This window comes from Streptomyces sp. NPDC088923, assembly GCF_044749745.1.
In the GTDB taxonomy this organism is placed as follows: Bacteria; Actinomycetota; Actinomycetes; order Streptomycetales; family Streptomycetaceae; genus Streptomyces.
Genome location: NZ_JBIVIO010000004.1, coordinates 207,609 through 229,643, shown reverse-complemented (window position 1 = coordinate 229,643; position 22,035 = coordinate 207,609). Strand labels below are relative to the sequence as shown.

The 22,035-nt window shown below is 74.6% G+C and carries 20 protein-coding genes; 14 read left to right on the top strand and 6 right to left on the bottom strand.

Annotation, left to right across the window (positions count from 1 at the left end; all coding sequences use genetic code 11):
* Positions 1–174 precede the first annotated feature (174 nt).
* From ACIP4O_RS18965 to ACIP4O_RS18955, 3 genes are read left to right on the top strand one after another with little or no spacing between them, the layout of a single operon-like run.
* Positions 175–2,304, top strand: a complete 2,130-nt coding sequence (locus ACIP4O_RS18965) for a hydantoinase/oxoprolinase family protein (protein WP_401575758.1) — start codon at positions 175–177, stop codon at positions 2,302–2,304.
* The gene (locus tag ACIP4O_RS18960) at positions 2,301–2,903 is read left to right on the top strand and encodes a hypothetical protein (RefSeq protein ID WP_401575756.1); all 603 of its coding nucleotides are present in this window, start codon (positions 2,301–2,303) and stop codon (positions 2,901–2,903) included. Before ACIP4O_RS18965 ends, ACIP4O_RS18960 begins: the two co-directional genes overlap by 4 nt.
* Before the next feature lie 3 nt (positions 2,904–2,906).
* The gene (locus ACIP4O_RS18955; protein WP_401575754.1) at positions 2,907–4,193 is read left to right on the top strand and encodes a TRAP transporter large permease subunit; all 1,287 of its coding nucleotides are present in this window, start codon (positions 2,907–2,909) and stop codon (positions 4,191–4,193) included.
* 81 nt (positions 4,194–4,274) lie between these two features.
* Here the strand turns inward: ACIP4O_RS18955 and ACIP4O_RS18950 are convergent, their stop codons facing one another.
* Entirely contained in the window at positions 4,275–5,060 is a 786-nt protein-coding gene (locus ACIP4O_RS18950) for a dihydrofolate reductase family protein (protein ID WP_401575752.1), read from the bottom strand.
* A gap of 36 nt (positions 5,061–5,096) precedes the next feature.
* Here ACIP4O_RS18950 and zapE point away from each other — a divergent pair, with 36 nt between their 5' ends.
* Together zapE and ACIP4O_RS18940 are read left to right on the top strand one after the other, a co-directional pair.
* The gene (gene zapE / locus ACIP4O_RS18945) at positions 5,097–6,200 is read left to right on the top strand and encodes a cell division protein ZapE (RefSeq protein ID WP_401575750.1); all 1,104 of its coding nucleotides are present in this window, start codon (positions 5,097–5,099) and stop codon (positions 6,198–6,200) included.
* A 3-nt stretch (positions 6,201–6,203) separates the two neighbouring features.
* Entirely contained in the window at positions 6,204–6,401 is a 198-nt protein-coding gene (locus ACIP4O_RS18940) for a hypothetical protein (protein ID WP_401576263.1), read from the top strand.
* A gap of 36 nt (positions 6,402–6,437) precedes the next feature.
* Here ACIP4O_RS18940 and ACIP4O_RS18935 read toward each other — a convergent pair whose 3' ends face one another.
* Complete coding sequence (locus tag ACIP4O_RS18935; RefSeq protein ID WP_401575748.1) at positions 6,438–7,109, bottom strand: AIM24 family protein; 672 nt, start codon at positions 7,107–7,109, stop codon at positions 6,438–6,440.
* Positions 7,110–7,198: 89 nt separating this feature from the next.
* Here ACIP4O_RS18935 and ACIP4O_RS18930 point away from each other — a divergent pair, with 89 nt between their 5' ends.
* A complete protein-coding gene (locus ACIP4O_RS18930) occupies positions 7,199–7,912 on the top strand; it encodes a peptidyl-tRNA hydrolase (protein ID WP_401575747.1) in 714 nt (237 codons plus the stop codon).
* 12 nt (positions 7,913–7,924) lie between these two features.
* Positions 7,925–8,788 (top strand): aminoglycoside phosphotransferase family protein, encoded by an 864-nt coding sequence (locus ACIP4O_RS18925; protein WP_401575745.1) that lies wholly within the window; start codon positions 7,925–7,927, stop codon positions 8,786–8,788.
* A 30-nt stretch (positions 8,789–8,818) separates the two neighbouring features.
* On the opposite strand, the gene ACIP4O_RS18920 is transcribed toward ACIP4O_RS18925, so the two are convergent.
* Entirely contained in the window at positions 8,819–8,986 is a 168-nt protein-coding gene (locus tag ACIP4O_RS18920) for a hypothetical protein (RefSeq protein ID WP_401575743.1), read from the bottom strand.
* A 394-nt stretch (positions 8,987–9,380) separates the two neighbouring features.
* Here ACIP4O_RS18920 and ACIP4O_RS18915 point away from each other — a divergent pair, with 394 nt between their 5' ends.
* The 3 genes from ACIP4O_RS18915 (at position 9,381) to ACIP4O_RS18905 (ending at position 13,516) form a co-directional block, all read left to right on the top strand.
* Positions 9,381–10,661 carry a DUF692 domain-containing protein gene (locus tag ACIP4O_RS18915; RefSeq protein ID WP_401575742.1) on the top strand — a complete coding sequence of 427 codons (1,281 nt, stop codon included), beginning with the start codon at positions 9,381–9,383 and terminating at the stop codon, positions 10,659–10,661.
* A 148-nt stretch (positions 10,662–10,809) separates the two neighbouring features.
* Positions 10,810–11,568 (top strand): TIGR04222 domain-containing membrane protein, encoded by a 759-nt coding sequence (locus tag ACIP4O_RS18910; RefSeq protein ID WP_401575740.1) that lies wholly within the window; start codon positions 10,810–10,812, stop codon positions 11,566–11,568.
* Positions 11,569–11,719: 151 nt separating this feature from the next.
* On the top strand, positions 11,720–13,516 hold the full coding sequence (locus ACIP4O_RS18905; RefSeq protein WP_401575738.1) for an alpha/beta hydrolase: 1,797 nt from the start codon (positions 11,720–11,722) through the stop codon (positions 13,514–13,516).
* A 469-nt stretch (positions 13,517–13,985) separates the two neighbouring features.
* Here the strand turns inward: ACIP4O_RS18905 and hemQ are convergent, their stop codons facing one another.
* Both hemQ and hemG read right to left on the bottom strand, forming a co-directional pair.
* Positions 13,986–14,702 (bottom strand): hydrogen peroxide-dependent heme synthase, encoded by a 717-nt coding sequence (gene hemQ, locus ACIP4O_RS18900; protein WP_401575736.1) that lies wholly within the window; start codon positions 14,700–14,702, stop codon positions 13,986–13,988.
* Positions 14,703–14,707: 5 nt separating this feature from the next.
* Positions 14,708–16,243: a protoporphyrinogen oxidase gene (gene hemG, locus ACIP4O_RS18895; protein ID WP_401575734.1), complete on the bottom strand. Its 1,536-nt coding sequence runs from the start codon at positions 16,241–16,243 to the stop codon at positions 14,708–14,710.
* 207 nt (positions 16,244–16,450) lie between these two features.
* Between hemG and ACIP4O_RS18890 the strand changes: the two genes are divergently transcribed.
* Together ACIP4O_RS18890 and ACIP4O_RS18885 are read left to right on the top strand one after the other, a co-directional pair.
* Positions 16,451–17,545 (top strand): DUF4349 domain-containing protein, encoded by a 1,095-nt coding sequence (locus ACIP4O_RS18890; protein WP_401575732.1) that lies wholly within the window; start codon positions 16,451–16,453, stop codon positions 17,543–17,545.
* A gap of 22 nt (positions 17,546–17,567) precedes the next feature.
* Positions 17,568–18,941, top strand: coding sequence for an FAD-dependent oxidoreductase (locus ACIP4O_RS18885; protein ID WP_401575730.1), 1,374 nt, complete (start codon positions 17,568–17,570; stop codon positions 18,939–18,941).
* Positions 18,942–18,990: 49 nt separating this feature from the next.
* Here the strand turns inward: ACIP4O_RS18885 and hemE are convergent, their stop codons facing one another.
* Positions 18,991–20,034, bottom strand: a complete 1,044-nt coding sequence (hemE, locus tag ACIP4O_RS18880; protein WP_401576235.1) for a uroporphyrinogen decarboxylase — start codon at positions 20,032–20,034, stop codon at positions 18,991–18,993.
* Positions 20,035–20,288: 254 nt separating this feature from the next.
* Between hemE and ACIP4O_RS18875 the strand changes: the two genes are divergently transcribed.
* The gene (locus ACIP4O_RS18875; protein WP_361321834.1) at positions 20,289–20,912 is read left to right on the top strand and encodes a DUF3000 domain-containing protein; all 624 of its coding nucleotides are present in this window, start codon (positions 20,289–20,291) and stop codon (positions 20,910–20,912) included.
* Between the two features lie 368 nt (positions 20,913–21,280).
* Positions 21,281–21,940, top strand: coding sequence for a response regulator transcription factor (locus ACIP4O_RS18870; protein ID WP_007820863.1), 660 nt, complete (start codon positions 21,281–21,283; stop codon positions 21,938–21,940).
* Positions 21,941–22,035: the final 95 nt, after the last annotated feature.

The window sequence follows — 22,035 nt, the reverse complement described above, 5'->3', positions numbered from 1 at the left end:
GGGGCGGACGCGGCCACGACGGCCGCCCCGCCCGCTGAGCCCCACCGGGCCCGGGAAGCTTGACGGCGCGCCCGGCCGCCCGGGGCGGAGACCGCCGGGCGGGACAGCTCCACCTGTCCCGCCCGGCCCACCGCCCACGCACGCGCCGACCCAGCACAAGGAGGTGCCCAGACCATGACCACCCACCGCATCCGCGTCGGCATCGACGTGGGCGGAACCTTCACCGACGCCGTCGCCGTGGACAGCGCGACGCTCGCCCTCGTCGGCCAGGTGAAGGTCCCGACCAGCCACCATCACGAGGACGGGGTCGCGCACGGCATCGTGACGGCGCTCGACAAGCTGCTCACCGAGACCGGGCACACCGCCAAGGACGTGTCCTTCCTGGCCCACGGCACGACACAGGCTACCAACGCCCTGTTGGAGGGCGATGTGGCGACCGTCGGGCTCATCGGGCTCGGCGGCGGCGCCGGCGCGCTCTTCACCAAGCGCCTCGCCTCGCTCGCGAAGACCGAGCTGATCCCCGGCAAGAACTTCCCGCTCCGCTACGCGCACGTCCCCGACCCGGCCGACCGCGCGGCGGTCGAACGCGCCGTCGACGAGGTCGTACGGGCCGGGGCCGAAGTGATCGTCGCGAGCCAGCCGTTCAGCGTGGACCGCCCCGAGGGCGAGGACGCGGTGCGCGAGGCCGCCGCCGCGCGCGGGGTCCCGATGACCGCCGCGCACGACATCACCTCGCTCTACGGGCTCCAGAAGCGGACCCGCACCGCCGTCGTCAACGCCGCGATCCTGCCGCGCATGTTCGCGACCGCGGACCTCGTCGACGCCGCGATCACGAAGGCGGGCGTCGAGGCGCCGCTCATGGTGATGCGCTGCGACGGCGGCGTCATGTCGCTCGACGAGATGCGCCGCCGCCCGCTGCTCACCGTGCTCTCGGGCCCGGCGGCCGGGGTCGCGGGCGCGCTCATGCAGGAGCGGGTCAGCGAGGGCGTGTTCCTGGAGACCGGGGGCACGTCGACGGACATCAGCGTCGTGCGGCGCGGCAAGGTCGCGGTACGGCACGCGACACTGCTCGGCAAGACCTCGTACCTCTCGGCGCTCGACGTGCGCACGGTGGGGGTGGGCGGCGGCTCGATGGTGCGCGTGAGCGACGGCAGGGTGAGCACGGTCGGACCGCGCAGCGCGCACATCGCGGGGCTCCCCTACGCGTGCTTCGCGGCAGCGGAGGAGCTGGCGGGCGCGAAGCTCGCCACGATGCGCCCGACGCCGGACGACGCGGACGACCACGTCGTGATCGACGCGGCGGGCGGGCGCTACGCGCTCACCATGACGTGCGCGGCGAACGCGCTCGGCCGCGTCCCCGAGGACGACTTCGCGCACGCGGACCGCGAGACGGCCCGTACCGCGCTCGCGCCGCTCGCCGCCGCGCTCGGCACCGACGTGGACGGCGCGGCGACGCGGATCCTGGACGCGGGCATCGCGCGGGTGCGCGAGGTCGCGGACAAGATGATCTCCGACTACCGGCTCGACAAGGACGCGGTCCTGCTCGTCGGCGGGGGCGGCGGCGCGGCCTCGGTCACGCCGCACCTCGCGGCCGTGACCGGGCTGGAAGGCAGACTCGCGCGCCACCACGAGGTGATCAGCCCGATCGGTGTCGCGCTCGCGCTCGTGCGCGAGCAGGTCGAGCGGATCATCCCGGGCGCGGGTCAGGAGGACATCCTCGCGGTACGGGCCGAGGCCGAGCGGGCCGTCATCGCGCAGGGCGCGGCGGCCGACGCGGTCGAGGTCGAGGTGACCGTGGACCCGCAGACCAACACGGTGCGGGCGGTCGCGACGGGTGCCACCGAACTGCGCACCCAGGACCGGGCGCACCGGGCCGACGACGCGGAGCGGCTGCGCCTCGCGGCGACGAGCCTGAAGGCGCCGGAGGGCGAGGTGCGCGAGCTGGCCAGGACGAACGCGTACACGGTCTACGGGGCCGAGAAGCACCGCAGGCTGCGCGGCGTCAAGCACCCCGTGCGGGTCGTGGACGCGGACGGCGTCGTACGGCTGCACGCGCCGGACGCGCGGATCGAGACGACGACCGTGGGCGCCGCCGCGCACACCCTCGCGACGCTCGTGGACGAGTCCACGGCGTACGGGGACGGCGGGGTGCGTGCCCCGGCGCTGCGGCTGCTCATCGGCTCGCGCATCGCGGACCTGTCCGGGGTGCTCGACCCGCAGCCGCTGCTCGCGCTCGCGCGGACGGAGCTGGAAGGGCGGCCCGCGGACGAGCGGGTCGTGGCCTTGGTGGAGGAGCGCTCATGACCGTGACGACCGAAGACCTGTCGCGCGTGGACGACATCGAGTACGGGGTCCGGTTCCTCGCCTCGCTGCCGCTGCACGCGCACCGCGACCCCGCCGTGCTGCGGGGCTGGGCCGAGGCGGCCGACCGCTTCGGCACGGAGCTCGCGCGCACGCCCTCGCCCGCTCCCGCGCACGTCGTCGAGAGCACGGGCGGCCTGGAGCGCGGGCTGCTCGCCCGCTACACCTCGCGGCCACAGGCCGTGGAGCTGTACACCGACGCGATCGCCGCCGCCGAGCGGCTCGTGGCCCGGCACGGGTGGCGCCAGTGGTTCCCCGCCGGTTCGGTACGGGCCGCCGCGCTCGCCCACGAGGCGGTGCACGAGCGGCTCCACCACGGCCCCGAGCGGGCCGCGCTCAAGCACGCGCTCGGGCACACCGCGCTGCGGCTGGGGCGGCTGCGCGTCCCCGCGCACGTCGCGGGGGCCGAGGAGCTCGCCGCCCACGCCTACGCGCGCACCGTCCGCGGTCTCGGCCGCAGCCCGCTCCTGCTGTCCGCCGCGCTCGCCGCGTCCTACACCGCCGACGTGCCCGCCCCGGCGCCCTCGGCCAGAGAGAAGTAAGTCATGGGCATCATCATCCTGATCATCATGGCGGCCGGTGTCGTCGCGATGCTCACCCGCAAGCTCCCCACCGCCTTCGCGCTCGTCCTCCTCGGTGTCGTCATCGCGCTCGTCTCGGGCGCGCCGCTCACCGGCAAGAACAGCGTCCTGGACACCGTGCTCCAGGAGGGCGCCCCCGCGCTCGCCGCGACGATGATCGCGATCCTGCTCGGTTCCTGGCTCGGCAAGCTCCTCGACGAGACGGGCATCGCGGGGACGCTGGTGCGCAAGATCGTCGAGTTCGGCGGCGACCGGCCCACGATCGTCGCGCTCGGCGTGCTGATCGTCTCGACGCTCATCGGGACGGTCACCGGCTCGGCGCCCGCCGCGATGCTCGCGGGCATCATCGGCATCCCCGCGATGATCGCGGTCGGCATCCCCAAGGTCACGGCGGCGGGAACGGTCCTCATGGGCATCGCCGCGGGGATGCCCTTCGAGCTGCCGGTGTGGCAGTTCTTCTCCAGCGCGCTCGACATGCCGGTGCACGACGTGCGCCACTTCATGATCCAGCTCTTCCCGTTCGCGCTCTTCGCGGCCGTGATGTTCGTGCTGATCGAGTCGCGGCGCAAGGGCGTCGAGCACGCGTGGGCCTTCCGCACCGAGGCGCCGCGCTCGAAGGCCGCGCGCCGTCGCGCCGAGCTGGGCGACGCCCCCTGGTACGCGCTGCTCACACCGCTGGTCCCGCTCGTGCTCGCGCTCGGCCTCGACGTCGCGATCATCCCCTCGCTGCTCGCGGGGGTGCTGTACGCGCTCGTGACGACGACCCGCCCCGGCGAGATGAACAAGCGCCTCCTGCGCACGCTCTACAGCGGCTTCGAGGTCGCCGCCGCGCCGATGACGCTGTTCGTCGCGATCGGCATCCTGCTCGCCGCGGTGAAGCTGCCGGGCGCGATCGACGCGCTCGAACCGCTCGTGCGGGCGGTCACGCCGGAGAACCCGATCCTGTTCGTCGTGGTCTTCGCGCTGCTCGTGCCGCTGTGCCTGTACCGGGGCCCGCTCAACGTGTACGGGCTCGGGGCCGGCATCGCGGGCGTGCTCATCGCGACCGGGATCTACCCGGCGATCGCGGTGCTCGGCATCACGGCCTCGTACAACCAGGTCTTCGGCGTCGCCGACCCGACGAGCACGCAGACGGTGTGGGCCGCGCAGTACGCGGGCGTGAGCCCGCAGCAGGTCATGGTCCGCACGCTGCCGTACGTGTGGTTCGTGGCGCTGGGCGGCTTCGTGGTGACGGCGGCGGTGCACCTGTGAGGGGGCGCTGAGCCGCAGGGCGGGCCGCGGGGCGGGTCGTTTCCCTTCGGGGGCGGCCCGCCCCGTCGCGTGTCCCGCGCCTCAGGCCGTCTCGCGCACGTACCGCGTCAGCAGGAAGCCGTCCTCCGTGAGGATCGAGGCGGGGCGCATGCGGGCCGGGGTCGCGAGGCCCTGGGCCGCGTAGGCGATGCGGCTCGCGTCGCCCCCGGTGAGGAAGGGCGAGACGGTCAGGCACAGTTCGTCGACCGTGTCGGCGGCGATGAGCTGGCCCAGCAGGCGGGGGCCGCCCTCGGCGAGTTGGCGGCGCAGGCCGCGCGCGGCGAGTTCGGCGCGCAGGCGGACGGGATCGGCGCCCCGGCCGCTCCCCGCGACGACGACCTCGGCGCCCGCTTGCCGCGCGGCGGCGACCCGCTCGGCGGGGGCCTCGGCCCCGGTGAGGACCAGGGTGGGCACGACGGGTGCGGTGAAGAGGGGCATCGTGAAGTCGAGGTCGAGCGAGGCCGAGACGACGGCGATCGCCGCGGCGGGCGCCTGTCCCGCCGCCTCGCGCGCCTCCGCGAAGGCCTCACGCGCCTTCGCGGGCCGGTACCCCTCCCGCCGTACGGTCTCGGCGCCGACCACCACGACGTCCGCAAGCGCCCGCAGCACCCCGAAGACCCGCATGTCGGCCGCTCCCGAGATGCCCTGCGAGCGGCCGTCGTGGAAGGCGGCGCCGTCGAGCGTCGTGACCATGTTGGCGCGCAGGACCCCGCCCTCGGGCAGCGGCTCGGGGTACGCGTAGAGCGCGGCCAGCTCGGGGAGCGGCCACTCCCGATCGGCGTCGGTCACGTTGGGTGTCGGGTCGGTCACGGGGAACAGGCGTCGCATACCGGCAGTCTCGCACGGCGCTTAAGCTGGGTATTTGTGTCGACCCCTACGCCCTCGCCCGCGCCCATAGCCGAGGCACGGCCCCTGTCACTGTGCGCCCGCGAGCCCCGCGTCCCGCCGGAGCGGCTGGTCGCGGAGCTGGTGCCGCCGCCGCGCTTCGACGCGGTCCGCTTCAGCACGTACGTACCGGACCCGAAGCAGCCGAGCCAGTCGGAGGCGGTACGGGAACTGTCCGCGTTCGCGGCCTCGCTCGGCGCGGCGCCCGCGGCCACCGGCAAGCGCGGGTGGTTCGGCCGCAAGGCCCGTACGAGCGCTCCGGCGGCCCCGCGCGGCATGTACCTCGACGGCGGCTACGGCGTCGGCAAGACGCACCTGCTCGCCTCGCTGTGGCACGCGACCGACGCGCCGCCCGAGAAGAAGGCGTTCGGCACGTTCGTGGAGCTGACGAACCTCGTCGGCGCGCTCGGCTTCCAGCAGACGGTCGCGACCTTGAGCGGCCACCGGCTGCTGTGCATCGACGAGTTCGAGCTGGACGACCCGGGCGACACGGTGCTCGTCTCCTCGCTGCTCGCGCGGCTCGTCGAGGCGGGTGTGGCGCTCGCGGCGACGTCGAACACGCTGCCCGGCAAGCTCGGCGAGGGCCGCTTCGCCGCGCAGGACTTCCTCCGCGAGATCCAGGGCCTGTCCGCCCACTTCCGCGCGCTGCGCATCGACGGCGACGACTACCGGCACCGGGGCCTGCCCGAGGCACCCGCGCCGTTCGCCGAGGAGCGGGTGGTACGGGTCGCCGAGGCGACGCCGGGCGCGAGCCTCGACGCGTTCCCCGCCCTCCTCGGCCACCTCGCCCGCGTCCACCCGAGCCGCTACGGGGCGCTCACGGACGGGCTCAGCGCGGTGTGCCTCACCGGGGTCGCCCCGGTGCCCGACCAGTCGACGGCGCTGCGCCTCGTCGTCCTCGCCGACCGCCTCTACGACCGCGAGGTCCCCGTCCTCGCCGCGGGCCTGCCCTTCGACCGGCTCTTCTCCGAGGAGATGCTGAACGGGGGCTACCGGAAGAAGTACTTCCGCGCGATCTCACGGCTCACGGCGCTCGCGCGGGACGCGAAGCCGCTGGTGGCGGCGGACGACGGGGAGGGCTGAGCGGTGACGGAAGAGACGGACGGCACGGCGGCGGACGGGGCGGGCCGAGCGGTGGCCGGGGAAGAACGGGAGGCGGCGGAGCCCCGCGCCGCCTGCGTGCTGTGCCAGGAGCCGAGCGAGTACCCCGAGTCGCACCGTGGGATCACGCTGTGCCCGCGCTGCGCCTGGCTGGAGGGGCAGCGGACGGCCTGCTCGGGGTGAGGGGAGCGGGGCGGCGTTCGGTTTCTGCCCCCGCCCTCAGCCCGACTTCTGCTCCGGCTTCGCCTCGCTCGGCCGTACGATGACGAACCCCTCGCCGTCGAGCCGCAGTTGGACCGCCTCGCCGGAGCCGCCGCGCAGCATCGAGCCGACGCTCTGCGAGCGGTGCAGGCTCGTCCGGAGGTGGGCGCTCCAGCCGACGACGGCGTCGGTGTCCACGAAGACGGGCTGTCCCTGGCCGACCGGGATGACGAGCGGGTGCCCCTCGCACATGAGGCCGAGCTTCCCCTGCCCGGAGAAGACGCTGTTGAAGAGGCCGCCGCCGGTCATGCCCGCGCCCTTCACCGTCTTGATCTCGTAGCCGAGGCTCGGGTCGAAGCACAGCACGTTGCGGCCGTTGACCGTGAGTTCGTCGCCCTGCTCGATCTCGACGACGAAGACGTTCTGCGCCTCGTGCGCGAACCACGCCTCGCCGTTGCCCGCGACGGACATGAGCGGGAGACCCTCGCCGGTCACGGCCCGCTTGAGGAGGCCCCCTATGCCCTGGCCCTTGCGCTCGAAGCGGAGATCGCCGCGGAAGGCGATCATGGCGCCCTGCCGCGCGAACATCTCGCCCCGCACGACGTACTTGAGAGTCTTGGGGTTCTCCACCGTCAGGCCGGGGACGGGGGCTTGGGCGAGGAAGTCGGCACCGAACAGATCGCTCTTCATGCGCCCCATCATGGCGGGGCGCACGCGGTGCGCCAAGCCTTTCCCGGGCTCCGGCAGCGGGGTGGCGGGCCCCTGGCAGACTGGGGGACGTGACCAGCAGCGACTTCCCTCCCCCGCCCTTCACCGAGACCCGCTCGCCCCGCGACGAGGCCCCCCAGTTCGTCCTCCCGCTCGTGCTGCACCTGGAGAAGACGGCGCCCCCGGCCCGTACCGACGCGCTGGAGACGGCGGCCCGCGCGGTGCTCGCGCTGCTCTCCGACCCGCGCTCGGTGGGCGAGGGGCCGTGGGCCGGGGCGGTACGGGACTGGCAGGACGCCCGTATCCGCAAGGTCGTACGGCGGGCGCGGGGCTCCGAGTGGCGGCGGGCCGAGGCGCTGGAGGGGCTGACGCTGCGCGGCGGGAGCGCCGAGGTGCGGGTCTACCCGCCTATCCCGCTCGACGGCTGGCCCAAGGACCTCGCGAAGCTCCAGGTGTCGGGGACGGAGCTGAGCGACCCGGAGCCGCCCGCCGCGCCCGCCCCCGGTGTCCCCGTCGTGTGGCTCAACCCCGGGGTGGAGATGTCGGCGGGCAAGACGATGGCGCAGGCGGGGCACGCGGTGCAGCTCGCGTGGTGGGAGCTGGACGACAAGCGCCGCACCGCGTGGGCGGAGGCCGGGTTCCCGCTCGCGGTACGCACGGCGGACGAGGAGCGGTGGCGGTCGCTCGTCGCGGCCGGGCTCCCCGTGGTCCACGACGCGGGCTTCACCGAGGTCGTGCCGGGCTCCGCGACGGCGGTCGCGGACCTGCGGGAATTCGCGGGCTGAGCGGTGCGCGCGATGCCCGCGGCCGAGGTGCCGCTCCCGCCGGAGCTGATCCGGCGACTGCTCGCCGCGCAGCATCCGGATCTCGCGGATCTCCCGCTCACGGTGCTCGCGCACGGCTGGGACAACCTCGTGTGCCGATTGGGCACTGCGTATCTCGTGCGGCTGCCCCGGCGCGCGCGGGCGGCGGGTCTCGTACGCAACGAGCAGCGCTGGCTGCCGTCGCTCGCCGCGCGGCTGCCGCTCCCCGTGCCGACACCGGTACGGGAGGGTGTGCCGGGGTGCGGGTATCCGTGGGCGTGGAGCGTCGTCCCGTACCTGCCGGGCGAGACGGCGGCGCACACGCCACCGGCCGACCCGGGGGCGGCGGCGCGTGCGCTCGGCGCCTTCCTGGGCGCGCTGCACACGCCCGCGTCGCCGGAAGCACCGGTCCACGCGGCGCGCGGCGTACCGCTCGCGCACCGGGCGGCGGGCGTGGCGGAGAACCTGGCGGCGCTGGGCGAGCCCGCGGCGTACGAGGTGTGGCGCCGCGCGCTCGCGGCCCCCGAGTGGACGGGCCCGCCGCTGTGGCTCCACGGCGATCTGCACCCGGCCAACATCCTCGTGCACGAGGGGGAGTTGAGTGGCGTCGTCGACTTCGGCGACCTGACCGGCGGCGACCCGGCGACAGACCTCGCGGCGGCCTGGATGCTCTTCCCGCGCGAGGCCGACCGCGACACGTTCCGCGCGGCGCACGGCGGGGTGGACGAGGCGACCTGGACACGGGCCCGCGGCTGGGCCCTGGCCCTGGGCCTCGTCTTCGTCACGCACTCGGCGGACAATCCGCTGATGGCGGGGGTGGGGAGGCGGACGGTGGGGGCGGTGCTGGGGGAGGGGTGACGGCGTGCGGCGGGCGGGCGCGCGTCCTGCTCAGCCGAGGGCTTCCACGCAGTGCAGACAGCGGCTCGTGGCCCGCGCGGCCGTGTTCCCGCCCGTGGCCGTCACGGGCTCCCCGCCCTCGCCGATGTGCTCCCACGTGCCCGGACGGGGGTCGAGAATCCAGCCCCAGCGCGGGGCCCGGACGTCGTCCTCCGTCATGTGATCGCAAGCGCCGGGGACGTGCGCCTTCCCGTCGCGTTTGATCAGGATGGCGGCACCGGGGAACCGACGCCATTCCTGACGCACCGGACGGCTTTCCGGGGTCTTCGCCGGGGCGCTGCCGTCTTCGGGGCAGGCGCAACCCCTGCCGACGACGAGATCGCACCGCGGACAGTACGTGTCGCTCATGCGGCGGAGTGTCCCACCCCCGGGGAGCGCCGAAGCGCCACCGGATCTGCGGGCTCCCCGGCGCGGACGATGCCGAGGCCCGCTCGACGCGGCGGCGGACGCCCTCAACCTCAAGTCCAGCTCTGAGAAAGTCCCCCGAACGGTTGACCCGCTCCCCCGCCGGTCATCACCCCTTCGCGAGAACGTGCGACGGGAGGGGGACGGGATGACCGTGGAGCTGAGCGGGCGGGCGGGGGCGGGGCTGCGGCTCGGGGCCGGGATCGGGTGGCGGCCCGAGATCGCGGAGGCCGTGGAGCGGATGGACGTGGACTGGGTCGAGGCCGTCGCGGAGAACGTCTGCCCGGGGCACGTACCGGAGTCGCTGCTGCGGCTGCGGGCGCGGGGCGTGACCGTCGTGCTGCACGGGGTCGGGCTCGGGCTCGGGGGTGCGGAGCGGCCCGATCCCGGGCGGCTCGCGGCGCTCGCGGAGCGGGCAGAGGTCCTGGGTGCGCCGCTCGTCACGGAGCACATCGCCTTCGTACGGGCGGGCGCCCTGGAGGCCGGTCACCTGCTGCCGGTGCCGCGCACCCGCGCAGGACTCGCGGTTCTCTGCGAGAACGTGCGCGTCGCGCAGGACTCGCTCCCCGTCCCGCTCGCCGTGGAGAACATCGCGGCGCTCTTCACGTGGCCCGACGAGGAGCTGACCGAGGGACAGTTCCTGTACGAGCTGGTCGAGCGGACCGGCGTACGGCTCCTCATCGACGTCGCGAACCTGTACACGAACCAGGTCAACAGCGGCGAGGACGCGGTGCGCGCGCTCGACGAGCTACCGCTCGAAGCGCTCGCGTACGTGCATGTCGCGGGCGGTGTCCTGCGCGACGGCGTGTGGCACGACACGCACGCCCACCCCGTGCCGCCGCAGGTCCTCGCGCTGCTCGGCGAGCTGTGCGCGCGGGCCGAGCCCCCGGGGGTGCTGCTCGAACGGGACGACGACTTCCCGCCGGCCGGTGAGCTGGAGGGGGAGCTGCGGGCGATCCGCGAGACGGTGCGCGGAAGCGCGGCGGCCGTGCGCGGGAGCGGCCCCGTGCCCCGTACCGACGTCGCGGTCGTCCCCGAGGCCACCCGCGCGCGCCTCGCCGAGGAGCAGTACGCGCTGCTCGCCGCGCTCGTCGCGGGCGGCCCCGCGCCCGCCGGCTTCGACGCGGAGCGCCTCGCGGTGCAGGCGGGGGCGCTCGCGGGCAAGCGCGGGCAGGTGGTCGGCAAGGTGGCGCCCGAGCTGCCGCGGCTGCTCGGCGGTCGGTACCGGGCGGCGTTTCGCGCGTACGCGACGACACGGCCGCTGACCGGCGGCCACCGCCGCGACGCGCTCGACTTCGCCGCGCACGTACTGGAGCACGCGGACCCGCCCCTGCCCGCCCGCACCCGGCGCGCCCTCACCCGCTGGCACGCGGACCGCTCGGGGCCGGTGCCGCCGCGCGGAGGGCTGCGGAGGCTGCTGGGGCGGTGAGGGACCGGACGGCACGACACGGGGTGGCGGCCCTGCGCGTCCCCGCCGCCCCGTGACGTCGGCGGACCCGGCACCGCGTGCCGCACGTCACCGCCCCGCTGTGAGCGTCGTCATGGCATGAATCACGCAACAGCGTTACAAAGCGCGTGTGTTGTGGATACCGGTCCTGTTGCTGGCCGCGGCGGCCTCCGCCGTCGCCTGTGCGCGGCTCTTCCGTGCCGCGGTGCGCGCCGCCGATCCCCGTTTCCGGCTCACCGCGGGCCGGGGTGATCCCGTGGCGCGCTCGCTCGGGCTCGCCGAGACCGCGTTCCTCGTCGGCGGCCCGGCGCGCGTCGCGGAGGTGACGCTCGTGGCGATGGCGCGGCGCGGCCGGCTGCTCCTCGCGCACACGGGCTGGGCCACGGCCGTCGCGGACCGCCCGGCGGACGCGCTGGAGGGCGCGGTGCTCGGGGCGCTCGGCCCGGGGCTGCAACTCCCGGTCGCCGAACTGCGCACGGCGGTGGCCGCTTCGGCGGAGGTGCGGGCCCTCGGAGAGCGGCTGGGCGCGGCGCGGCTCGCCGTGCCCGCGGAGATCCGGTCGCTCGTCGCCGGGGCGCTGCGGCAGTTGCGGCGCACGGTGCTCGCTGTGTTCGCGGCCGGGCTCGTCGCGCTCCTGTTCCTGCCGCACGCCGGGCACTCGACGGCGGAGGTGGCGGGCTGGTTCGGGCTGCCGCTGCTGCTCGGCGCGGGCAGCCTCGTCATCGCGCGCATCGACCTCGCCCCGTACGGGCGCTGGGCGACGCCGCTCGGCACGGAGGCGGTGCGTGGGGCCGCCGGGCACGAGGCGCTCGCGCTCGCGGTGCACGGCCTGCGGGCGGTGCACGAGCCGCAGTTCCGGGCGGCGCTCACGGTCCGCACGGTGGCCTGAGCGGCCGCCCGCACTCGCGCTCCCTCCGGGACCGTCGCTCCGACACGGAGCGGCGGTCCTTTACTTCGCCCCTTCTCGTACGAATTATCCCTTTTATCGTTTCTTCGTCCCGCTGCCCGCCAAGCCGTGGCGGCGGAAGGGATCGCCCCGTATGAGAATCCCCCGCAGGCCCGCACCCCGGTACGTCCTGGTCCCGGCCGCCGCCGGCTCGCTCCTGCTCGGCTGCCTCGGCGCGGCCCCGGCGGGCGCGCAGCCCTCGTACCGCTCCCCCTCGTACCGCGCGCCTTCGCCCGCGCCCTCCGCCGCCGGCCAGCCGGCCGGGGTCGGTACGAGCGTCGCGCGGGCCGCCGCGCGCGGCATCACCTTCGGCGCCTGCCCCGCCGTGGAGCAGATGCCGCGCAGCGTGAAGTGCGGGACGGTCGAGGTGCCGCTCGACTACGCGCACCCGGACGGCGAGCAGATCCGCCTCACCGTGAGCCGGATCGCGGCGACGGGGGCGCCCGCGAAGGCGGGCGGGAAGCGCACGAAGCGGCAGGGCGCGCTGCTCTTCAACCCGGGCGGGCCGGGCGGTTCGGGGATGTACTTCCCGCTGCTCGGCGCGTACCCGGAGTGGAAGAAGCTCGCCGCCGCCTACGACTTCGTGGGCTGGGCGCCGCGCGGCGTCGGGCGCTCGGCGCCGCTGAGCTGCCAGGACCCGAAGGAGTACGCGAAGGCCCCGGACACCTCGCCCGCCCTGCCGGACGAGGCGTACAAGCGGGCCCGGCTCGCGCGCGCCGAGGCGTACGCGAAGGGCTGCGCGAAGCGGGCGGGCGCGAAGCTGCGCCACTACACCTCGCTCGACAACGCGCGCGACCTGGAGGTGCTGCGCGCGGCGCTCGGCGAGCAGGACCTCAACTTCATGGGCGCCTCGTACGGCACGTACCTCGGCGGCCTGTACGCGACGCTCTTCCCCGGGCACGTGCGGCGCATGGTCCTCGACTCGGCGGTCAATCCCGATCCCGAACAGATCTGGTACCGCAACAACCTCGATCAGTCCTTCGCCTTCGAGCGGCGCTGGAACGACTTCACCGACTGGATCGCGCGCCACGACGACGTCTACCACCTCGGCACGAGCGGCACGGCGGTACGGGCCGCGTACGACAAGGTGCGCGAGCGCCTCGCCGCGCACCCGGCGGGCGGCAGGGTGGGCCCCGCGCAGCTCCAGGCCGCGTTCCTCAAGGCCGCGTACTACGACGACTACTGGGTCTCGCGCGCCGAGGTGCTCTCGCGGCTCGTCGTCGGCAAGGACGACAAGCCGCTCCTGAAGCTCGCCGCGCCGCCGACCGCCGCGGCGGCGAAGGAGGACGAGAACGGGACTGCGGTGTACACGGCCGTCGAGTGCAACGACGCGGCGTGGCCCACCGACTTCGCGACGTGGGACAGGGACAACACGCGCCTGGCCTCGGTCGCCCCCTTCGAGACCTGGGACAACGCCTGGATGAACCTCCCCTGCGCCTCCTGGCCCGCCCCGCGCCAGCGACCGCTGGACATCGGCGTGCGGCCCGGCGTCCTGCCCCCGACACTGATCCTCGCCGCCGAGCGCGACGCCGCGACGCCGTACGAGGGAGCCCTCGAACTGCGCCGTCGCCTCGGCGGCGCGGCCCTCGTCACGGAACGCGGCGCGGGCACGCACGGCATCGCGGGCGGCGCCAACGACTGCGTCAACGCGGCGGTCGACACGTACCTCCTGACGGGCCGCGTCCCGGGGAACGGCACCCTGGACTGCGCCCCCCACAAGGAACCGAAGCCGGCCACTCCCCCCGCGGCCGACGGCCGGACAGGCGGCACGGCGACGAACGGACCGGAGAGCGACATGGCGGCGGACAACCCGCAGAACGGCACGGCGGCCGACACCCAGGAGAGCGGCAGCGTGGTGGGAAGGGCGCGGGAGGCACTGCGGGAGAGGTGAGGGAGCGGGGGTGGGTGGCTGGACCCCGCCTGCGTCCGGACGCGGGCGGCCGGATGCGGACGGCTGAACGCGGACGGCTGGGCACCCACGGCCGGACGCGGACGGCTGGGCCGACAGTCGGCCGCCTCCGGCCGGACAGCACCTCGGGCGGAGGAACTTTGGCGCGCCACAGGCTTCCCGGCTGGGACGGGACTCCCCCGTTCGAGGGAATCCCCTCTCCACCGGGAACCACCCCTCCCCGCCGGGAGTTTTGGCCCATCACAGGGGGCCCATCGAACCCCTAGGTGATCCGTTCGACCACCCCCTAAGGGTCTCCCCCACGCCACGCGCCCCGCCCCCAAGCGCGAAGCCCCCACGCGCAAAGGCCCCGCCCCTCCCCCGGGCGGGGCCTTCACATGCCGCGCCGGACGTGATCCGGTGCGGCCTTCGGCAAGCTGGGGCGCCGCTCAGCGGCCCCTGCGGCGGAATCTCAGGCCAGGCCCTGCACCAGTTCGCTCACCGAGCGGCGGCGGCCCGTGTAGAAGGGGACCTCCTCGCGGACGTGGCGGCGGGCCTCGGAGGCGCGCAGGTGGCGCATGAGGTCGACGATGCGGTGCAGTTCGTCGGCCTCGAAGGCGAGAATCCACTCGTAGTCGCCGAGCGAGAAGGACGCGACGGTGTTGGCGCGCACGTCGGGGAAGCCGCGGGCCATCTTGCCGTGGTCGGCGAGCATCGTGCGGCGCTCCTCGTCGGGCAGCAGGTACCACTCGTACGAGCGCACGAAGGGGTACACGCTGACGTAGGCGCGCGCGTTCTCGTCGGCGAGGAACGCCGGGATGTGGGACTTGTTGAACTCCGCCGGGCGGTGCAGCGCCATGTTCGACCACACCGGCTCCAGGGCACGGCCGAGGCGGGTGCGGCGGAAGAGGTTGTACGCCTCCTGGAGCGCGTCCGAGGTCTCGGCGTGCCACCAGATCATGAGGTCGGCGTCGGCACGGAGCCCGGAGACGTCGTACGTGCCGCGCACGGTGACGTCCTTCGCGGCGAGCTGGTCGAAGAGGTCCTGGACCTCCTCGGCGTACCCGGCCCGGTCCTCGGGCAGCACGTCGCGGAGCTTGAAGACGGACCACAGGGTGTAGCGGATGACCTCGTTGAGGTCCTTGGCCTTCTTACCCGCGTTGGGGATCTTCTCGGGAGCAGCACTCATGCCCTCTATTCTCCTTCCTCACTTTCCGCCGTCCGACCCGGGCTGCCTGATGGCGTCGGCTTCGCCTCCGGGAGCGCGACGGTGCGCAGCAACCCGTCCACCGCCGCCCGCGCGCTCGCCACGCACGCCGGGATGCCCACCCCGTCGTACGCCGCGCCGCACACCGCGAGGCCCGGGAGCTTCGTGACGTGTTCGCGTACGCGCGCGATGCGGCTCTGGTGGCCCACGGGGTACTGCGGCAGGCCGTCGTTCCAGCGCGTCACGACGGAGGCGACCGGGCGCGCGTCGAGGCCCGTGGCGAGGCGCAGGTCGCGGCGCGAGAGGCTCACGAGTTCCGCGTCGTCGCGCGCGAGGTCGGCGGTGTCGCCATGCCGCCCGAGCGAGGTGCGCAGCACGAGCAGCTCGGGGTTCTCCTCCTCCACCCACGCCCACTTCTGGCTGCTGAACGTCGACGCCTTGATCGTGCGCCCGTCGACGGGCGGGACGAGGAAGCCACTGCTCCCCGCGGGCAGCGCGGCCGTGTCGGCACGGCGGTACGCGAGCGTGACGAGCGCCATCGAGGCGTACTCGACCGCGCGCAGTTCGGCCGCCGCCGCGGGGGACTCCGCGTCGAGCAGTCGCGCGGCGCGCGGCGCGGGCAGCGCGAGGACGACCGCGTCCGCTTCGAGGACGCTGCCGTCGGTGAGGACGACGCGCCAGCCCTCGGGGGTGCGGCGCAGTTCCTCGGCCGCCGTGCCGGTCCGGATCTCGCCGCCCCGGTCGCGCACGGTGCGGGCCACCGCGAGCGGCAGCGTGCCGAGACCGCCCTTGAGGCCCTGGAAGACCGGGCCGCCCGGCTGCTTGCCGCCCGCGCCGTTCGCCGCGTTCGCCTGCGCGGCGCGCACCGCGTCGGTCAGCCGCGGGTGCTCCCGGACGGTCCTCCACAGCTGCGGTACGGCGGCGCGCATCGAGATGCGGTACGCGTTGCCCGCGTAGACCCCGCCGAGCAGCGGTTCCACGAGCCGGTCGACGACCTCGCGGCCCAGGCGGCGCGCCACGTACTCGCCGATCGCGACATCGTCGCCCAGCTCCTCGGGCGGCAGCTCCGCCTCCGCGTCGATCCGCCGCAGCCCCTCGTCCGAGAGCACCCCCGCGAGGCTCCCCGCCTCGGCGGGGACCCCCATGACGTGTCCCTTGGGCATCGGGCGCAGCGCGTCGCGCGTCCACAGCGAGGCGCTCGCCGTGTTCGGCGGCTGGAGCTTGTGGCCGAGCCCGGCGGCGCGCGCGAGGGCGACGGCCTCGGGGCGGCGGGCGAGCATCGACTCGGCACCGAGGTCGACCCGTACGCCCTCGATCTCGCCGGAGCGCAGCTTGCCGCCGAGCCGAGCGGCGGCCTCCACGAGCGTCACGCGGGCACCGGCGTCGAGCGCGTGCAGCGCCGCGGCGAGACCGGTGATCCCGCCGCCGAGGACGAGCAGGCGGGGAGCGGTACCGGGCGCGGGCAGGCCGGGGGACGGTGAGGAAGTGGCGGAGACGGGGATGCTGCTGGGGACTTCGCTCATGGGTCCACTTTCTCACCGTACGGACAGCGGGCGGCGGGAGGGTCGGGCTTGTGGGGGCGGGCGCGGGGGGCGCGCGCCGCGGTGCCGCGCTTCCGTCCCGTGTCCCCCTCGTGACCGCTTCGGTATCGCGCGGACCGATCGCCGCGGCGCCCTTCTCCGTCCAGGAAACAAAGCCCCGCCACCGGGGCCCGTGGACGAGGGGGACGTATGAGGACGACACGCAGGACGGACACCGGGCACGGGCGGTACGGCGCGGGCCGCGCCCGGCTGCTCGCGCTGCTCGCGCTGCCGCTCACCGCCGTGCTCGTGCTGGGCGGCTGCTCCGCGAACGGCGGCGCCGACAGCGCGGACGGCTCGAACGAGAAGCGGGCCGTGGCGGACGGGGCTCAGGCCGGCGCGAGCGGGGCGGACGGTGCGCGGGCCGGCGCGAGCGGGGCGGACGGTGCGCGGACCGGCACGGACGGTGCGAAGTCCGGTGGCGGCGCCGGGACGACCGCGAAGGCGGACGCCCCCACGCCCAAGGGCCTGCACCTCATCCGTACCGCCACCCTGCGGGTACGGGTCGCGGACGTCGCCGAGGAGGCGGACCGGGCGCGTGCCGCCGCCACCGACGCGGGCGGATTCGTGAGCGAGGAGACCACGACGGGCGCCAGCGGGGGACCCGCTCGCTCCCGGCTCACGCTACGCGTGCCCGTCGGCTCCTTCGACACAGTGCACCGGAGGCTCGCGGACGGGCCCGGCAAGCTCCTCAGCGACGAGGTGCGCTCGCAGGACGTGTCCTCGCAGGTCGTCGACATCGACAGCAGGGTCCGGACGATGCGCGCGAGCGTGAACCGGATCAGGGCGCTCATGGACGACGCCACGAAGATCACCGACGTGACCGCCCTGGAGAGCGAACTCAGCACGCGTGAGGCCGACTTGGAGTCGCTGCTCGCCCAGCAGGCGGGGCTTGCGGACCGTACGGCGCTCTCGACCCTCACCCTCACCGTCGAAGGCCCCGAGCCCCCGGCCGAGAAGGAGCACAAGAAGGAGGGCGACGCGAACTTCGGCGACGCGCTCGCCGGCGGCTGGCACGCGCTCGCCGCGACCGTGCGCGTCATCGGCGTCGTGCTCGGCGCCCTCCTGCCGTTCCTCGCGGTGGCGGCCGTGGTACTGCTCGCGGCCTGGGCGGCCCGCAGGCTCGTACGGGGACGGCGAGTGCGTACGGGAGACCCCGCGGCCACCCCCGATGCCGAAGGCACGCCCGCACCCCCCGCCTCCGACGTCCCCGGCTCGAACACCGAGCCCTCCGCGCGCCCCTGATCACGCCGCGTAGCCTGCCCGCATGAGTGAACGACTGGTCGTCATCGGCGGCGACGCGACGGGGATGGCGGCGGCCTCGCAGGCGCGCCGGCTCAAGGGCCCGGACGAGCTGGAGATCATCGCCTTCGAGCGCGGGCGGCACACCTCGTACTCGGCCTGCGGCATCCCGTACTGGGTCGGCGGAGACGTCGCGGGCCCGGAAGACCTCGTGGCGCGGACGCCCGAGGAGCACCGGGCCCGCGACATCGACCTGCGCACGGGGACGGAGGTGACCGAACTGGACGTCGAGGGGCGGCGCGTGCGGGCGCGCGAGCTGGACTCGGGCGGCGAGTACTGGACTTCGTACGACAAGCTGGTCATCGCGACCGGAGCGGCGCCCCTGCGTCCGGACCTGCCGGGCATCGACGCGCCCGGCGTGCACGGCGTGCAGACGCTCGACGACGGCGAACGGCTGCTCGCGACGCTGAGGCGGGCGCGCGGGAAGCGCGCCGTCGTCGTCGGGGCCGGGTACATCGGCGTCGAGATGGCCGAGGCGCTGATCCGGCGCGGCTACGAGGTGACCGTCGTCAACCACGCGCCGCGGCCCATGACGACGCTCGACCCGGACATGGGCGCGCTCGTCGACGAGGCGATGCGCGGCATGGGCATCACGATGGTCAACGGGACGGCGGTGACCGCGCTCGGCACCGGGCACGACGGGCACGTGAACGCGGTGCGCACCGACGAGGCGGAGTACCCGGCCGATGTCGTCGTGCTCGGTCTCGGGGTCCGCCCGCAGACCGATCTCGCGCGCGCCGCGGGCCTCCCGCTCGGACCGGCCGGGGGGCTGCTCACGGACCTCGCGATGCGGGTGCGCGGGCACGAGGAGATCTTCGCGGGCGGCGACTGCGTCGAGGTCCTGGACCTGCTCGCCGGGCGCACCCGGCACATCGCGCTCGGCACGCACGCGAACAAGCACGGCCAGGTCATCGGCTCCAACATCGGCGGCGGCTACGCGACGTTCCCGGGCGTCGTGGGCACGGCGGTGAGCAAGGTGTGCGAGCTGGAGATCGGGCGTACGGGGCTGCGTGAGCGGGACGCGGCCGCCGCCGGGTACCAGTTCGTGAGCGTGACGATCGAGTCGACGAGCCGCGCGGGCTACTACCCCGAGGCCACCCCCATGACGGTCAAGATGCTCGCCGAGCGGGTCACCGGGCGGCTCCTGGGCACGCAGATCGTCGGCCGCGAGGGCGCGGGCAAGCGCGTGGACATCGCGGCGGTCGCGCTGACGGCCGGGATGACGGTCGAGCAGATGACGGCACTCGACCTGGGCTACGCGCCGCCGTTCTCGCCGGTGTGGGACCCGGTGCTCGTCGCGGCCCGCAAGGCGGTCAAGGCGGTGCGGGCGGCGGGGTGAGCGAGGGCGTGGTGGGGCGTCCTCCTCGTGAGGCCGCCCCGCCCCGTCTTCAGCGCCGCGAGCGCTCGTGCACGTCCGCGACGAGGTCCGTCAGGACGCCGGGGTCCGTCGTGGGGAGCACGCCGTGGCCGAGGTTGAAGATGTGGCCCTCCAGGTCGCGGGCCGCGTCCAGGACCTCCGTCGTCTTCTCGCGGATCGCGGCCTCGCCGGCGAAGAGCACCGCCGGGTCCAGGTTGCCCTGGAGCGCCTTGCCCGGGCCGACGCGGCGGGCCGCCTCGTCGAGCGGGACGCGCCAGTCCACGCCCACGACGTCCGCGCCCGCCTCGCCGAGGTCGTGGAGCAGCTCGCCCGTACCGACCCCGAAGTGGATGCGCGGCACGCCGTATCCGGCGACCGCGGCGAAGACCTTCGCGCTCGCCGGCTGGACGTAGCGGCGGTAGTCGGCCGGGGAGAGCGCGCCGACCCAGGAGTCGAAGAGCTGCACGGCCGAGGCGCCCGCCTCGATCTGCACCTTGAGGAAGACGGTGGTGATGTCGGCGAGGCGGTCCAGGAGCCGGGCCCACAGCTCGGGCTGCCCGTACATGAGCGCCTTGGTGCGCTCGTGGTTGCGCGAGGGACCGCCCTCGACGAGGTAGCTCGCGAGGGTGAAGGGCGCGCCCGCGAAGCCGATGAGCGGGGTCGCGCCGAGTTCGGCGGTCAGGAGGCCGACGGCCTCGGTCACGTAGGAGACGTCCTCGGGCACGAGCGGGCGCAGACGCGTGAGGTCCGCCTCGGTGCGGACGGGGTCCGCGATGACCGGGCCCACGCCGGGCTTGATGTCGAGGTCGATTCCGATCGCCTTGAGCGGCACGACGATGTCGCTGAAGTAGACGGCCGCGTCGACCTTGTGCCGCCGGACCGGCTGCATCGTGATCTCGGCGACGAGTTCAGGACGCGCGCAGGACTCCAGCATCGGGATGCCCTCGCGCGCCTTGAGGTACTCGGGCAGCGACCGCCCGGCCTGCCGCATGAACCACACGGGCGTATAAGGAACGGCTTCACGCCGACACGCCTTGAGGAAGACGGAGTCGCGGAGGGAGGGGGACGGCGGCATGTCGTTGGCACTCACGCGGAAAGTTTCCCACGCCCCCCGAGCCGCCCATCCCAGCCCCTCCGGGGACCCCTTCCAGCCCCTCCGGCGTTTGAGGAGCGGGGCATGGGGCGGGCCCCATAATCCAGCCCCTCCGGCGTTTGAGGAGCGGGGTCCGGGGCGGAGCCCCGCGCGGCGGCCCCGACTTCGGGCCAAACCTTCCGCCACACGGCGAGCACCCCCCATCCCCCCGCGCGAAAGCGCATACGCTTCGCCGCATGCCTGCTGCGCCTGACGCTACGGACCCCCAGAAGACCCCGGCGGACTTCGGCGCCGCCGTCGCGGCGTTGCGCGCAGCGCGACCACGCCCCGAGATCGAGCTGTCCCCCACCCGCGCCCCGCAACGCCTCGCCCCCTGGGCGTTCGCGCTGGAGGCCGCCGTCGCCGACGGCGAGGACGAGGATCTCGCGGACGGGCGGCTTGTGCTGCTCCACGACCCCGCCGGACACGAGGCGTGGAAGGGCCGCTTCCGCCTGGTCACGCTCGTCCGCGCCGAACTGGAGCCGGAGCTCGCCGCCGACCCGCTGCTCCCCGAGGTGTGCTGGTCGTGGCTGACCGGCGCCTTCACCGCGCGGGGCCTCGCGTACGGGGAGGCGGGCGGCACGGTGACGCGGGCGAGTTCGCACTACTTCGGCGGCCTGCGGGAGCGCCCCGCCGCCTCGCAGATCGAGATCCGCGCCTCCTGGACCCCGCGCGAGTCGCCGAGCGGCGTGCCCGATACGACGGCGCACCTCGCGGCGTGGTGCGAGCTGCTCTCGCAGGTCGCCGGGCTCCCCCCGGCGACGGGTCCGGGGGAGGCCGCGGTGGTCTCACTGCCGCAGCGCAGGGGCCCGCGCTCCTGAGGACGGGTGGGCGGGGCGGTGGCTCCGGCGGCGGGTTCGTCAGTGCGCCTTGTCAGTGCGCCTCGTCAGTGCGCCTCGGCACACAGTGGCTGACGATTACGGATCGGTTACGGACCAGTAGGGGAAGACATGACGTCGTTCACGAACGGATGACACGCGGGACCTGATTCGTTCGAGTTCTCGTTCCGATCTCTTCGTGATCGAAAACTCGTCCTAATCATTCTGTTTTTTCCTCCCTCGTTCGTGATCATCCCCTAAAGGACTCCCGGCGTGCTGCCGACATTCATTTCGACCTTGTCGGCACGGTTCGCCCGGCTTCTTCCCCGGCCGGGACCGTTCCGCTCCTCTCCCCCACCACAGGAGGCCCGGTGTCCGTTCTTCTTGAGCAGCCCGCAAGCCTGGTCGCCTACCGTCCGAACAAGCCGACCGCGATGGTCGTCGTGGCCGACCCCCGGGTGCGCTCCACGGTCACCCGGCACCTCTGGGCGCTCGGCGTACGCGACGTCATCGAAGCCTCGTCCATCGCCGAGGCCCGTCCCCGCATCGGCAACCCGCGCGACATCTGCGTGGCCGATGTCCATCTGCCCGACGGTTCCGGGCTCACCCTCCTCTCCGAGACCCGCGCCGCGGGCTGGCCCAACGGGCTCGCCCTCTCCGCGGCCGATGACATCGGCGCCGTGCGCAACGCCCTCGCGGGCGGGGTCAAGGGCTATGTCGTCACCGGCACCCGTACCAACGTCGGACTGCCGGGCCGTCCCGGCGCGGCCCAGCTCGGCGCCGCCTCCCGCACCCACCGTCGCCCCCCGGGTACCCCGAGCCACCCGGGCGGCTACCGCGAGCTGTCGGGTCGTGAGGTCGAGGTGCTCAGACTGGTCGCGGAGGGCCAGTCCAACAAGGCCATCGGCGTCTCGATGGGCCTGTCCGCACTGACCGTCAAGAGCCACCTCGCCCGGATCGCGCGCAAGCTCGGCACCGGCGACCGCGCCGGAATGGTCGCCGTGGCCCTGCGCACCGGCATCATCCACTGAGTCCCGAGTACAGAAGTCCCCACCCCGTCCCCCAGGGAGGCCATCGGCGGATCATTCCGTCGGTGGCCTCCGGCACGTCCCCGGATACCCTTGAC

Bases quoted from the DNA above. Each gene is read 5' to 3' on its own strand.
- ACIP4O_RS18965 (WP_401575758.1), top strand. From the start codon at position 175: ATGACCACCCACCGCATCCGCGTCGGCATCGACGTGGGCGGAACCTTC.
- ACIP4O_RS18960 (WP_401575756.1), top strand. From the start codon at position 2,301: ATGACCGTGACGACCGAAGACCTGTCGCGCGTGGACGACATCGAGTAC.
- ACIP4O_RS18955 (WP_401575754.1), top strand. From the start codon at position 2,907: ATGGGCATCATCATCCTGATCATCATGGCGGCCGGTGTCGTCGCGATG.
- ACIP4O_RS18950 (WP_401575752.1), bottom strand. From the start codon at position 5,060: ATGCGACGCCTGTTCCCCGTGACCGACCCGACACCCAACGTGACCGAC.
- ACIP4O_RS18935 (WP_401575748.1), bottom strand. From the start codon at position 7,109: ATGAAGAGCGATCTGTTCGGTGCCGACTTCCTCGCCCAAGCCCCCGTC.
- ACIP4O_RS18925 (WP_401575745.1), top strand. From the start codon at position 7,925: ATGCCCGCGGCCGAGGTGCCGCTCCCGCCGGAGCTGATCCGGCGACTG.
- ACIP4O_RS18920 (WP_401575743.1), bottom strand. From the start codon at position 8,986: ATGACGGAGGACGACGTCCGGGCCCCGCGCTGGGGCTGGATTCTCGAC.
- ACIP4O_RS18915 (WP_401575742.1), top strand. From the start codon at position 9,381: ATGACCGTGGAGCTGAGCGGGCGGGCGGGGGCGGGGCTGCGGCTCGGG.
- ACIP4O_RS18905 (WP_401575738.1), top strand. From the start codon at position 11,720: ATGAGAATCCCCCGCAGGCCCGCACCCCGGTACGTCCTGGTCCCGGCC.
- hemQ (WP_401575736.1), bottom strand. From the start codon at position 14,702: ATGAGTGCTGCTCCCGAGAAGATCCCCAACGCGGGTAAGAAGGCCAAG.
- hemG (WP_401575734.1), bottom strand. From the start codon at position 16,243: ATGAGCGAAGTCCCCAGCAGCATCCCCGTCTCCGCCACTTCCTCACCG.
- ACIP4O_RS18890 (WP_401575732.1), top strand. From the start codon at position 16,451: ATGAGGACGACACGCAGGACGGACACCGGGCACGGGCGGTACGGCGCG.
- ACIP4O_RS18885 (WP_401575730.1), top strand. From the start codon at position 17,568: ATGAGTGAACGACTGGTCGTCATCGGCGGCGACGCGACGGGGATGGCG.
- hemE (WP_401576235.1), bottom strand. From the start codon at position 20,034: ATGCCGCCGTCCCCCTCCCTCCGCGACTCCGTCTTCCTCAAGGCGTGT.
- ACIP4O_RS18875 (WP_361321834.1), top strand. From the start codon at position 20,289: ATGCCTGCTGCGCCTGACGCTACGGACCCCCAGAAGACCCCGGCGGAC.